This window comes from Psychrobacillus sp. BM2 (assembly GCF_048572895.1).
Taxonomy (GTDB): Bacteria; Bacillota; Bacilli; order Bacillales_A; family Planococcaceae; genus Psychrobacillus.
In genome coordinates, this window is sequence record NZ_CP183878.1 from 2517581 (window position 1) to 2530354 (window position 12774).

At 36.5% G+C, this 12774-nt stretch carries 12 protein-coding genes and 1 other annotated feature; of the genes, 4 read left to right on the top strand and 8 right to left on the bottom strand.

Annotated elements, in window-relative coordinates; translation table 11 throughout:
- Nucleotides 1–349: 349 nt before the first annotated feature.
- From pheT to ACN6MX_RS12340, 3 genes are all read right to left on the bottom strand, one after another.
- Nucleotides 350–2761: a phenylalanine--tRNA ligase subunit beta gene (pheT, locus tag ACN6MX_RS12330; protein ID WP_419959202.1), complete on the bottom strand. Its 2412-nt coding sequence runs from the start codon at nucleotides 2759–2761 to the stop codon at nucleotides 350–352.
- Between the two features lie 13 nt (nucleotides 2762–2774).
- Nucleotides 2775–3812 carry a phenylalanine--tRNA ligase subunit alpha gene (gene pheS, locus ACN6MX_RS12335; protein WP_419959203.1) on the bottom strand — a complete coding sequence of 346 codons (1038 nt, stop codon included), beginning with the start codon at nucleotides 3810–3812 and terminating at the stop codon, nucleotides 2775–2777.
- 173 nt (nucleotides 3813–3985) lie between these two features.
- Nucleotides 3986–4219, bottom strand: a binding site (T-box leader).
- A gap of 52 nt (nucleotides 4220–4271) precedes the next feature.
- The gene (locus tag ACN6MX_RS12340; RefSeq protein ID WP_419959204.1) at nucleotides 4272–5036 is read right to left on the bottom strand and encodes a TrmH family RNA methyltransferase; all 765 of its coding nucleotides are present in this window, start codon (nucleotides 5034–5036) and stop codon (nucleotides 4272–4274) included.
- A gap of 90 nt (nucleotides 5037–5126) precedes the next feature.
- On the opposite strand from ACN6MX_RS12340, the gene sspI reads away from it, so the two are divergent.
- From sspI to ACN6MX_RS12355, 3 genes are all read left to right on the top strand, one after another.
- Nucleotides 5127–5336 (top strand): small acid-soluble spore protein SspI, encoded by a 210-nt coding sequence (sspI, locus tag ACN6MX_RS12345; RefSeq protein ID WP_090564172.1) that lies wholly within the window; start codon nucleotides 5127–5129, stop codon nucleotides 5334–5336.
- 396 nt (nucleotides 5337–5732) lie between these two features.
- The gene (locus tag ACN6MX_RS12350) at nucleotides 5733–6173 is read left to right on the top strand and encodes a YybH family protein (RefSeq protein ID WP_419959205.1); all 441 of its coding nucleotides are present in this window, start codon (nucleotides 5733–5735) and stop codon (nucleotides 6171–6173) included.
- A 326-nt stretch (nucleotides 6174–6499) separates the two neighbouring features.
- Nucleotides 6500–7894 (top strand): FAD-binding oxidoreductase, encoded by a 1395-nt coding sequence (locus ACN6MX_RS12355; protein WP_419959206.1) that lies wholly within the window; start codon nucleotides 6500–6502, stop codon nucleotides 7892–7894.
- A gap of 622 nt (nucleotides 7895–8516) precedes the next feature.
- Here the strand turns inward: ACN6MX_RS12355 and argF are convergent.
- The 5 genes from argF to ACN6MX_RS12380 form a co-directional block, all read right to left on the bottom strand.
- Nucleotides 8517–9482, bottom strand: a complete 966-nt coding sequence (argF, locus tag ACN6MX_RS12360; RefSeq protein ID WP_419959207.1) for an ornithine carbamoyltransferase — start codon at nucleotides 9480–9482, stop codon at nucleotides 8517–8519.
- Nucleotides 9483–9626: 144 nt separating this feature from the next.
- Nucleotides 9627–10715, bottom strand: a complete 1089-nt coding sequence (locus tag ACN6MX_RS12365) for a M42 family metallopeptidase (RefSeq protein ID WP_419959208.1) — start codon at nucleotides 10713–10715, stop codon at nucleotides 9627–9629.
- Nucleotides 10716–10796: 81 nt separating this feature from the next.
- The gene (locus ACN6MX_RS12370; protein ID WP_419959209.1) at nucleotides 10797–10940 is read right to left on the bottom strand and encodes a hypothetical protein; all 144 of its coding nucleotides are present in this window, start codon (nucleotides 10938–10940) and stop codon (nucleotides 10797–10799) included.
- Nucleotides 10941–10958: 18 nt separating this feature from the next.
- Entirely contained in the window at nucleotides 10959–11603 is a 645-nt protein-coding gene (locus tag ACN6MX_RS12375; RefSeq protein WP_419962615.1) for a DUF2207 domain-containing protein, read from the bottom strand.
- 65 nt (nucleotides 11604–11668) lie between these two features.
- Nucleotides 11669–12154, bottom strand: a complete 486-nt coding sequence (locus ACN6MX_RS12380) for a dUTP diphosphatase (RefSeq protein ID WP_419959210.1) — start codon at nucleotides 12152–12154, stop codon at nucleotides 11669–11671.
- 93 nt (nucleotides 12155–12247) lie between these two features.
- Here ACN6MX_RS12380 and ACN6MX_RS12385 point away from each other — a divergent pair, with 93 nt between their 5' ends.
- Complete coding sequence (locus ACN6MX_RS12385; protein ID WP_419959211.1) at nucleotides 12248–12634, top strand: sigma-w pathway protein ysdB; 387 nt, start codon at nucleotides 12248–12250, stop codon at nucleotides 12632–12634.
- The last annotated feature ends 140 nt before the right edge of the window (nucleotides 12635–12774 follow it).

Below are 12774 nucleotides of genomic sequence, written 5' to 3' on the forward strand. Positions count from 1 at the left end.
ATTATACAATTTCTGGCGCATACTCCAATGCTTCTTTATTGAATAAACGTTTATTAATTCTCTGCATTTCCTCTTGGATAAAAGAAAATCTTCTTTCTTTATCTAACTTGACCAATCTCATCATCTAAACGATAGGCATGCAAATTTTATTGTAGAGTACTAAACAATAATTGACTGTAGTGAAAGATGGGACCCTTAGCCTCTGTTCCATTGCCTGAAATGGAAATCAGCTGTATTATTCATTCTTTAAAGTCTCACGAACCCAGTGTTCACGGAACATTTTTATATACTTCCTATCTTTTTAAAAAAAGAGCAACACCATATATCGGTGCTGCTCTACACTTATTTATTATCCTCTTAATTCTGCTCCTGCTTGCTCTGCAAGTGCTTTTAATACTTTGTTATGCGCGTTCACTACTTCTTCGTCCGTAAGAGTACGCTCTGGATCAAAATATGTTAGGGAGAATGCAACTGACTTTTTGCCTGGTTCCATTTTTTCTCCTTCATATAAATCGAATAAATGTACATTTTTAAGCAATCTACCACCTGAAAGTTGGATAATTGCTTGCAGTTCCCCAGTAGCTTTTTCACTGTCTACAACTAACGCAATATCACGTGTAATAGACGGGAATTTAGAAACTGGTGCATAATACAATGCTTCTACGTCTTTGTTTAATACTTTTGCTAAGTTCATTTCCAATACATATGTTTCTTTCAAATCACGAGCTTTTTGCTCAGTCGGGTGTAATTGAGCGATTAACCCGATTTCTACTCCAGCTAATTTTATGGAAGCAGTGCGTCCAGGATGTAATCCATCTACTACTGCACGTTCAAATGTAAGTTCATTTGTATGTCCCAGAAGCTCCATTAATCCTTCCACGATTCCTTTTAATACAAAGAAATCAACTGCTTTTTTCTCTCCCTGCCAGCTATGATCTAACCATTTACCAGAGATTACTGCTGCTAAATGTTCTTGCTCATGAGGTAAACCTGATTCCGTTTCACCTAAGAAAACAGATCCTACTTCATAAAGTGCAACTGTATCCGCTTGACGAGCTGTATTATACGTAACGGCTTCCAGTAAATGTGGTATTAGACTTTGGCGAAGGATACTACGTTCTTCACTCATCGGCATTAATAACTCTGTTACAGGAGCAGTTTCTAAAGCAAACTTTTGAGACATTTCTTTAGAAGTTAATGAATACGTAATTGCTTGATAAAGACCAGCACCTTCTAAGTAGGCACGTACTTGACGACGTTTTGCCTGATAAGATGTTAGACCACCTGGTTTGGATTCCTCAACTGGTAATGTCATTGGAATTTCATCATAGCCATACATACGAGCAATCTCTTCTATTATATCCTCTTCGATTTTTATATCTTGGCGACGAGTTGGTGCTTTAATATATAAAAGACCATTTGCTGCTTGGTAGTCAAATTTTAATCTAGATAAAATAGATGTCATATCCTCTAGGGAAATCTTCATCCCTAAACGATTATTGATGAAGTCAGGTGAAACTACTACTTCTGCAGACGTTTTGTCTAATTCATCAACCATTACAGAACCCGCCAACACTTCTCCTCCTGCAAGCTCTGCAAGAAGACTAGCAGCACGCTCTGCTGCCAGAATAACTCGATTTGGATCGACACCTTTTTCAAAACGTGCACTTGCATCACTGCGTAAATTATGGTCTTTCGATGTTTGACGAACAGATCCACCTGCAAAGTATGCCGACTCGATAACAACAGTTGTAGTGCCATCATGAACTTCCGAATTAGCTCCACCCATCACACCAGCAATTGCAACTGGCTCCTTGCCGTTTGTAACGACTAAGTGATTGGATTTCAGCGTACGCTCTTGATCATCAAGGGTAACAATTTTTTCGCCTTCATCCGCAAGTCGAACTACAATTTCCTTTGTTTCTAGACGATCATAGTCAAATGCATGGAGTGGTTGACCGTATTCCATCAATACATAGTTTGTAATATCTACTACGTTATTATGTGGACGAACACCGGCTGCCATTAAACGATGCTGTAGCCAAAGCGGTGATTCTTTTACTTGAATGTTTTGCACAACTTTAGCAATATACATTGGATTCGCTTCGATTACATCTACTTTCAGACTTAAATAATCTGTAGCTTTTTCATTGCTTTCTGTGTACGTTGCTTCTGGGTATTTCATATCTTCGGATAAAATTGCGCCAACTTCATAAGCCACACCAAGCATACTTAATGCATCTGAACGGTTTGGTGTCAATCCAAGCTCTAAAACAACATCATCTAAGCCTAGTAGCGGAAGTACACTTTCTCCTGGAACAGCTGTATCCGGAAGAATATAAATCCCATCTGCATATGCTTTAGGAACAAGGCGTCCTTCAATCCCTAATTCTTGAAGTGAACATATCATACCGTTCGATTCTTCTCCGCGAAGCTTAGCTTTTTTAATTTTCATACCGCCTGGAAGTACTGCTCCTGGACGAGCGACGATTACTTTTTGCCCTGCTTCTACATTAGGTGCTCCACAAATAATTTGTGTCGTTTCTTCCCCAACATCTACCTGACAAATATTCAGTTTATCTGCTTCTGGGTGCTTCACTTTTTCTTTCACATAACCAACTACAACATTTGTCATTCCATGAGAACGATCAATCACTGCATCCACTTCAATACCTGCACGGGTGATTTTCTCCCCTAAATCTTTTGGATCTAATCCTTGTGTATTTACATATTCTGATAACCATTTCGTCGAAACTAACATGTCAAATTCCTCCTTACACTTCTGTTCGGTGGAATTGCGATAAGAAACGCACATCATTCGTATAGAAATGACGAATATCTTCCACTCCATATTTCAACATTGCAATACGTTCTGGACCCATACCAAATGCAAATCCAGAAAGCTTTTTAGAATCATAGCCTGCCATCTCTAAAACGTTTGGATGGACCATACCAGCACCTAAAATTTCAATCCAACCTGTTTTCTTACAAACGTTACAGCCTTCGCCACCACATTTAAAGCAAGAAATATCCATTTCCACAGAAGGCTCTGTGAATGGGAAAAAGCTTGGACGTAGACGAATTTCACGGTCGTCTCCGAACATTTTCTTCGCAAATACAGAAAGCGTACCTTTAAGATCACTCATGCGAATATTTTCTCCAATTACAAGCCCTTCAATTTGCGTAAATTGATGTGAATGTGTCGCATCATCATTATCACGACGATACACTTTACCAGGACAAATGATTTTAATCGGTTGACCTTCTTTTGCTTCCATCGTACGTGCTTGAACTGGTGATGTGTGTGTCCGCAAAAGAATATCCTCTGAAATATAGAAAGAATCCTGCATATCACGAGCTGGATGACCTTTTGGTAAGTTCAACGCTTCGAAATTATAATAGTCTTTCTCGACTTCTGGACCTTCTGCAATTTCATACCCCATGCTGATAAATAAATCTTCAATCTCCTCTACTACACGAGTAAGCGGATGATGATTTCCGGTCTTCACAGGACGACCTGGTAATGTTACATCAATGGATTCTTTTTCTAGTTGTTCATTAATTGCTTGCTCTTGAAGTAATTTCATACGAGCTTCTAATACAGTAGTTACTTCTTCGCGTACTACATTTACTAGTGCCCCCATTTTTGGCCGCTCTTCTGCAGGAAGTTTACCCATTCCTTTTAGTAGGTCCGTAATCGGTCCTTTTTTCCCTAGATAGGCAACACGCACGTCATTTAGTTCTTTGACGCTCTCTGAAGCTTCAATTTTTTGTAGTACTTCTTCTTTTAACTGTTGAAGTTGTGCTTCCATGTTTATGATCTCCTTTTATCAAATTCGCCTTGGCGTATTTGAGTCCAGATTTTGCATCGCGTTCTCTCGATGAACCCCTTTACAAAATCTGTGACATCCGCCGGAGGCATAAACTTTATTCAGCATGTTTTGGCTGAATAAAGTTTCACAAAATAAAAAATCCCCGCCCCTATAAAAGGGACGAGGACTAATTTCGCGGTACCACCCTGATTATTGCACAAAAATAAGTGCAATCACTCAATTCGACTAACGGCTCTACACCGGCACACCTTTACAGCAATTGCTGGTCCCGGTGGCAGCTAGCGGGGTGAACTTCTATACGCATTCTCCATTTACACTTTCAGTCAAGGTGTAAAATCCCTTCATTTCGAATGATCATATATACTTTTCCCGATTACAGCTTTTATCTATCAAATTATATCTATTATACGGACTTTCGCATTTTTCTTCAAGTCTGATTTATTTTAATGTAAGTCCATATAAAAGAATTCCCGTAGCTACTGCAACGTTTAATGATTCTGCATGTCCTAACAAAGGAACGATAATATTTTGGTCGGTTTGCTCAAGAAGATCTTTACTAATCCCACTTCCTTCATTTCCGACGATTAGAGCAAATGATTCTACTTTTTTCACTTCATTATATGGTGTAGAATTTTCGAAAGCTGTACCATAAACCGTTACATTTCGTTCTTTCAATTCCTCTACCCAATCATGGAGATTTCCTTTAATGACTGGCAAATGGAAATGGGATCCCTGTGCCGAACGCAATGTTTTCGAATTATACGCATCTGCTGATCCTTTTCCAAGAATAACTGCATCTAGACCAGCTGCATCTGCAGTTCGAATCATTGTACCGATATTTCCCGGATCCTGTACAGCATCTATTAATAATAGGCGATTCCATTTAATTTGATCGTCCTCTTTCACAGTTTGTTGCTTGCAATGCGCAAATATACCTTGCGTATGCTCTGTTTCAGCTAGCTCTTTTTTAATCAAGTCATTTATTTCTACAACTTCAATATTTTCTATATCCCAATTTTCCGGAACTTCAGCTGTATCACTTATCATGATGGTGAGTACATTTTCTTTTTGTTTTATGGCTTCTTCAACTAAATGATACCCTTCTATGATGAATTCGCCTGTTTTATCACGTTCTTTTCTAACACTTAATAATTTTTTCCAATGCTTCACTAAAGAATTTTGCGGAGATTCAATTCGTTTCATATATTTGTGACCGCCTTTTTTATTTAAGTGTAACAAAATCATGTATAGCTTGCGAGAGTTTGGGGAAGATAATTACGAGGAGTGATGAAAATGGATTTTCAAATTAGAGAAGCTATCACAGCTAATATGAAAGGTCATACGGCAACAGACATTCGAGGGGTAGTAGAAGACGCTATTCAAAGAGGCGAGGAACATTTGCTACCTGGGCTAGGCGTGTTTTTTGAAAAATGGTGGAATATGACAGACGAATCTAATAAACAATCTGTATTAAGTGAACTGGCCACTGCATTCGCAAAATGATAGAATCCCGTGAAGAAATTAAATTCTTCACGGGATTTTTTTCAATTTTAATAGGCTAAGTTAAAGGAAAAGTTGGTTTTTCGTAAAATGGTATTATTACAACTTCAACTTCCCTACATCTAAAATTGGATATTTATGTTAAAATATAAACAGTTTTAAAGGGAAAATCTAAAGTTTTTAATACCGTATCAATTTCTGTATTGTTTTCCGTTTAACAATACGACCTAATTAAAGCTAAGTTGTTATTCAACAATCGGGCGCGATTGCTGAATAAGTTATCAAAACATCAAGTAGATCTCATAAATCCATTGTTGAAGAAGGAAAAAATGTTTGAATATAGAATTCATCTATAGTAACATTCTTACATTTCTGAAATTTGTAAAGGGGATGCACTTAATGGCGGAGGGTTTTTTCAAAGTTCAAGAAGTACTTGAAAATTACAAAACAGCGGTTTACGAAAAAGATGTTGAAAAGTTCTTATCCATGTATGCTCCCGAAATGCATCTTTATGATTGCTGGGGGAACTGGGAAAGTAAGGGTATTTCTTCATGGAAGGAAAGTGTAGTAGAGTGGTTTAATGGATTGAGTGAGGATGGTGTTTTACTAAAAGTTGATATTAATGATCTAGTAGTTGAAGAAGATTCATATCTCGCATTTGTTCATTGTGCTGTAACATTTGCTGCTCACCAAGAAGAATCTGGTGAGAAACTTCGTCAAATGACAAATCGGTTCACATATGGTTTAAAAAAAGTGAATGAATCTTGGGTAATAGTTCATGAACATTCCTCATTGCCTATTAATATGGAAACTGGTAAGGGAATTTTTAACTTTAAGTAAAAAATTAACTAATTTGATTGGAGATGAAGGGATTGCTGCTGCAATTCCTTTTTTCTTATTGAACTAACTGGTGCTTTAGTAAAAAAACGAACTTCAAAATACAATGAGCATGGAGATACATTTCCTAGCTCATTATTAATGTGCATTTTAAAACAACCTTTACCTTTAGCATAGCATTTTAGTAAAACCATTAGAAAACGTCCAATATACTATATCCATAATATACATAATATAAGTTTACCTTTTTAACATAACTGCTTATAATTGTTTTATTAGAATTATTAAAAAAATCTAATACATTTCATAATATTAAAGAGGCGAATTATATGAGTATATCCATTGATAATATAGTACTAGAATTAAAAAAACTATTAACTGATGAACAAATATCAGTGAATCTAACTGTAAGAGAACTACATAGTAAAGATGAGTCATATCATGAAGCAAGTCTTCCCGACATAGTTGTTTTTCCAAAAGACACGGGTGAGGTTAGTCAAATTATGAAACTAGCCAATAATTTTCAGATTCCAGTTGTTCCTTTTGGGCGCGGTTCCAGTTTAGAAGGTCATATAATTCCACATGATAATGGGATTACTATAGACTTTTCGTTAATGGATAAAATATTGGAGGTCCGAGAAACTGATTTACTTGTAAAGGTGCAACCTGGTGTAACACGAACACAATTAAACAAAGAGCTAAAAAAATATGGATTATTCTTCTCTGTAGATCCCGGAGCAGATGCAACACTTGGTGGAATGGCTGCTACAAATGCTAGTGGAACAACAACAGTTAAATATGGAGTGATGCGTGATCAGGTTCGTGATTTGGAGGTTGTCCTTGCAGATGGAACTGTTATCCACACGGGAAGCTTAGCAGCAAAATCAGCATCAGGATTACATTTAAATGGATTATTTGTTGGTTCTGAAGGGACTCTCGGTTGTTTTACCGAACTGACATTAAGAGTATATGGTATACCTGAATTTACTACCGCAGCAAGAGCGGTCTTCCCTACAGTTCAAAATGCTGTAGAAGCTGTTACCTCCGTTTTACAGGCGGGTATTCCAATCGCACGAGTAGAATTAGTAGATGAGGAATCAATCCGTCATGTAAATCATTATAATGATATGAATTACTCGGAAAGACCAACATTATTTTTGGAATTTGACGGCAATGAAGCAGGCTTAAAACAGGATATAGAGTTTACAAAAGAAATAATGGAAGATCATGACTGCGAAGAAATCCAATTCGAAACGGATAATACAGCACGTACTAAGCTTTGGGACGCAAGACATAACCTAGCATATGCTTATATCCACGGGAATGTGGGAAAAAAAATGATGGTTACTGATGTTTGTGTACCTATCTCCGAACTAGCCGAAGCCGTGGTATTTGCACGTAAAGAATTAAATTCTAGTGGTCTTATTGGCGGACTTACTGGGCATGTAGGAGATGGTAATTTCCATGCAATAATAATGATTGATATGAATGATTCTGAGGAAGTTGCCAAGGCAGACAGTTTTAATGAGAAAATTGTTCATTATGCTATAGATCGTAACGGAACTTGTACAGGGGAACATGGTGTTGGTATCGGCAAAACAAAATACCAAGCTTTAGAGCATGGAGCAGCGTTACAGGTGATGGAAAAAATAAAAATAGCTCTTGATCCAAATAATATATTAAACCCACGTAAGATTGTAAATATTGGAGGTTCTGGCGAGTAAAAAGAAATTGTTTATACCTATTAGTAAGTTAAGGCACATATTGACATAAGTACTGCTCAAGAAAAATCAAGTAAAAAACTCCCGGTCCTTTAAGTTCAAAACCTGTATCTTTCGTTTTCGAAGGGCTTTGTACAGATGTTTTACTATATGATTACCGATTGAATTTTTAGGGATGCTAGTTGGTTGTGACGTCCGTCACAACCAACCAGCATCCCTTTTTTTCGATAATTTTATGGCTTGTGTCTGTCCTTTACCCTTCTACAACTTTTAGAAACAGGTTAGCGCATTTTTGGATAACTAGAGATAAGCTACTAACTATTACTAGAGTAAGCTCTCGAAGATGCAATTTCGTTCGCTATTCACTTCTTTATAGTGCAAACTCTTACTATTTCTCTTTATTTCCACTAATGTGCATTCTTATTCTTTAAAAAAGACTGCATTACTCGTCGAAACAATCGACTAATGGACAGTCTTTTAAAGTAATAAAGAGTGATTCAGCGTCTCCCGAATCACTCTTCCTATGTAGTGATGAAGTTATCCATCTTGATAAACGACATCACATTGTATATATAATTCCAAACAAAGAGGCAAACCCTGCCTTCTCCATTTGTTGATACTTAATTTAAGCCATGACTGATGCAAGCACTGCTTTTTGTGCATGCAAGCGATTTTCTGCTTGTTGGAAAATATATGAGTTTGGACCATCAATTACAGAGCTTGCAACTTCTTCTTCACGATGCGCTGGTAAACAATGTAAAAACATATAATCTTTTTTAGCATTTGCAACTAATTTATCATTAATTTGGAAATCTTTAAAATCAGCAAGTCGTTTAGCTGCTTCCTCTTCTTGCCCCATTGACGTCCATACATCTGTATACACAACGTCTGCATTTACAGCTGCTTCAACAGGATCATTAGAAACAAACAAAGAGCCGCCATTTGCTAGCGCAATAGCTTTAGCCTTTTCTAGTATTTGCACTTCTGCTTCATAGCCTACTGGAGTTGCTACGGAAATATGCATTCCCATGTAGGCTGCGGCTATAACTAGTGAATGCGCAACATTATTGCCATCACCTATATATGCAAGCTTCAGTCCAGAAGTGTGACCCTTTACTTCATGAATCGTTAAGATATCTGCAAGTGCTTGACATGGATGAAAAATATCTGTTAATCCATTTATTACTGGAATAGTAGCATGCTCGGCAAGCTCTTTAACCATTTCATGTGAATTCGCACGAATCATGATTCCATCTAGATAACCGGATAATACATGCCCTGTGTCGTATACAGATTCACCGCGACCAATCTGTAAATCACGTGCATTCATGAACATACCATTTCCACCTAATTGCTTCATACCTACTTCAAAGGAGATTCTTGTACGGGTAGAATGTTTTTCAAAAATCATACCTAACGTTTTGCCTTCTAGTAACGGAGGACATTTTCCATCCTTCGTCAACGTCTTCAATGCTACTGCCAACTGTATTAAGTCGTTTATCTCCTCCTTTGAGTAATCTAAAAGCGTCAATAAGTCTTTCCCCTTTAAACTATCCACTAGTTTTAAATTCGCCCATTCAAGTAACTTCATTTATAAAAACTCCTTTTTCCGTATATTTATGTAATACCAATTATAATTTTGAATAAATATAAAGTCAAGTGGATTTATATACATTTTTTTAAATAATAAAACGTTTAAAGGACATAATGCTTAGAATCCTTTAAACGCTAGTATTTAATCGAATGTAATTTTATTTACCGCATCACGATCTAATTTTTTTATAACTTCTACAATTAGTTTCACGGTGTTTTCATAATCATCTCTATGCAAGATTCCTGCATGAGAATGTATATAGCGAGTTGCTACCCCAATAGCTAATGAAGGAACACCATTTACGGAAATATGCATAGAACCTGCATCAGTTCCTCCACCTGGTATCATTTCAAATTGATAAGGTATATTATGCTCATCTGCAGTATCAGTTACAAAATCACGTAAACCTTTATGGGAAACCATAGATGCATCAAATAATACGATTTGTGGACCCTCACCCATTTTACTTGTCGATTCTTTTGCAGTAATACCTGGAGTGTCTCCAGCTACTCCTACATCTACCGCAAAGCCGATATCTGGTTTAATCTTATTAGTTGTTGTTTTCGCACCACGTAGGCCAACCTCTTCTTGGACATTACCTACTCCGTAAACTATGTTTGGATGGTTTTCACCTTTAAGTGCTTTTAATACATCTATTGCGATTGCACAGCCAATACGGTTATCCCACGCTTTTGCTAAAAGTAGTTTTTCGTTGTTCATTACGGAGAACTCAAAATAAGGAACTACCATATCTCCTGGTAATACGCCCCATTCCATTGCTTCTTCTTTCGAGGATGCGCCTATATCAATGAACATATCTTTAACATCTGCTGCTTTTTTACGAGCTTCTGCAGATAGTATATGAGGAGGTTTCGAACCAATAATACCAGTTATCGTTTCTCCTTTACGTGTTACAATCGTTACTCGTTGCGCAAGCATTACTTGAGACCACCAACCACCTACAGTTTGGAAGCTCAAAAACCCTTTGTCATCAATTCTGGAGATCATAAAGCCGACTTCATCTAAATGTCCAGCTACCATAATCTTAGGACCATTCGCGTCTCCAACTTTTTCTGCAATCAGACTGCCTAAATTGTCGTATTCAATTTTATCTGCAAAAGGTGCAATGTACTTCTCCATCACTTCTCTTGGTTCACGCTCGTTACCAGGAATCCCGTTTGCATCTGTTAAATCCTTTAACATTTTTAATGTTTCATCTAGCTTCGACATTATTTCGACCTCCTAAATATATGTACAATTTAATTATATTCTAAATTAATGACATTTTCAAAATTTGAATTTAAAAACACGTTAATCGGCCCCTGCTCCGCCTCCGCCGTCTCCACCACCATCCGATGAACCTCCTGAGTAATAACCTCCTCCATCCGATGAAGTGGAAATAATGATTAACATCCCAAATGAGACTTTCGGTATGAAGGAGATAATTGTATCCATATAGGACAGTTTTTTATTTCAATTTTTTTGTTCTTTTATTTCATTAGTCAAAGCCGCTTTATAGGATAGCGGTGATTTAGTCTTTCCAGATAAAGATATTAGCTCTGCAGGAAATACTAAACTAGTTTTCGTCTCAGTAAATGCTTTGGATCTATGACTGATAAATCGAATACCTAAAGTATTTTTTTCTGTTTCCCCTTTTACTTTATTATATAAAACTCCTTCAAATCTATCTGTTTCAGTTGTTTCTGGAAGAATATAATCAATTGTTACATCAAAGTAATCCTGATCATGTGCATCCCCTTCTTCAAAATACACAACATCCAGTTTGTTGTATTTGTCATACGCAATGACACTATTTTTTAGCGTATATGTATATAAAAACGATACTTGCTGTTCACGTATATCTAAATTCGTATAAAACGTGTTGTTATCTTGTGTCACTTGTAATGGAGTCATCATAGCCTGATCAATAAACCCTGGTACCAAGTTTAGTTGGTCTAATTTATATGCATAAAATTGTTCTACATTTCCCCCATGATCCGAGGGGAAAGAACGACGCAAATTAGAGAAGGATCCGTCGAAATAATATGTAAATACCTCATTTACTAAAAAATTTCCGTTTGGTTGAATCCAAGACTTTATATGAACTTTTTCATAGATTACACCGCCATTCTAATAGGTATTGTTATTTTTACGGCTTGAATGTGAAAAAGTTTCAATCAAAATCAATAACCACTTTTTTGTCGTTCATAATTCGTTTCATTTTTGGTAATATACGCGCGTAAGACATCCTCGCTACTAAAGCCAAGTTTTTCTGCAATTGCACCATACATTATCCACACTTTTTCGTAATGAGTTTTAGTTGGTTCAGCTAAAAATGCTAAGATGGATTTATTGGTATCAAGGAAAAGCGTCGTTAAATCTTTCTCCATGCTTTCAAACGGCCATTCATGTAAATCCTGAAGACCCTTCTCAATACCAAGTGATAATATAAAGTGAATAGAATCTACATACTCCTCTAAAATAACACTTCGTTCGGATGGTCCCTTGTCACTCCAGAATTTAAAGCATCTCGTTTCATTCGCAAGTTCTGCAAGTTCAACTATAAGTGCCAACCCTTTTTTAACAAAAACATCCTGCGTTATTTGCTTGTTAGATTGGATATATTGGTCTAAAGCTCGCTGCATCGTAAAAAGTTTATGTAAATTCATTATTTCCTCCAAATATTTTAATTTATTTTGAAACCAAACTACCTCCTCTATCGTATAGCAAGTACAATGTATTTTACAAGGAGGACATTTGAGATGTTCTATATATTAAGATTGCTTATCTTGGCACTAATCATATACGTTTTTTATAAAATTCTTCGCTACTTGTTTGACCCTAAGCGCAAATTAGATGAGGCATACGAAAAGGAACAGTATTATTATTATGATGAGATAAAAAATGTTCGTAAAAACTTCTTTATCACGTACAAAGGTGCCCTATTTGAAGGCGAAAAATATTTAGGTACAACCGATCAAGCCTTCGAAGTCGTTTCTATATTCATATGGACAAAGGATCCAGCTAAACTTCAAGGCTTTACAAAAGAAGACTTACGTTTTTTACAAAATGAAATCAAAATGAATTATCCAGATGCAAAGATAAACTGGAAAAGTCCTATTGAGCAATTAATGCAGGATGACGAGTGAAAAGTAAGGTTATTTACTAATTAGCGTGAAAATTATATACTTTCAATGTTGACATACGCTTTGTAAAATATTATATTAAAAGTCCTGCCAATAAAACGTTGGCGTTAAGGGGACTTTGAAAAGTCCATTCTTATATGAAA

Coding starts and splice junctions, on each gene's coding strand:
- ACN6MX_RS12355 (WP_419959206.1), top strand. CDS start 6,500: ATGAGTATATCCATTGATAATATAGTACTAGAATTAAAAAAACTATTA.
- ACN6MX_RS12385 (WP_419959211.1), top strand. CDS start 12,248: ATGTTCTATATATTAAGATTGCTTATCTTGGCACTAATCATATACGTT.
- pheT (WP_419959202.1), bottom strand. CDS start 2,761: ATGTTAGTTTCGACGAAATGGTTATCAGAATATGTAAATACACAAGGA.
- ACN6MX_RS12365 (WP_419959208.1), bottom strand. CDS start 10,715: ATGTCGAAGCTAGATGAAACATTAAAAATGTTAAAGGATTTAACAGAT.
- ACN6MX_RS12380 (WP_419959210.1), bottom strand. CDS start 12,154: ATGAATTTACATAAACTTTTTACGATGCAGCGAGCTTTAGACCAATAT.
- sspI (WP_090564172.1), top strand. CDS start 5,127: ATGGATTTTCAAATTAGAGAAGCTATCACAGCTAATATGAAAGGTCAT.
- ACN6MX_RS12350 (WP_419959205.1), top strand. CDS start 5,733: ATGGCGGAGGGTTTTTTCAAAGTTCAAGAAGTACTTGAAAATTACAAA.
- ACN6MX_RS12340 (WP_419959204.1), bottom strand. CDS start 5,036: ATGAAACGAATTGAATCTCCGCAAAATTCTTTAGTGAAGCATTGGAAA.
- pheS (WP_419959203.1), bottom strand. CDS start 3,812: ATGGAAGCACAACTTCAACAGTTAAAAGAAGAAGTACTACAAAAAATT.
- argF (WP_419959207.1), bottom strand. CDS start 9,482: ATGAAGTTACTTGAATGGGCGAATTTAAAACTAGTGGATAGTTTAAAG.
- ACN6MX_RS12370 (WP_419959209.1), bottom strand. CDS start 10,940: ATGGATACAATTATCTCCTTCATACCGAAAGTCTCATTTGGGATGTTA.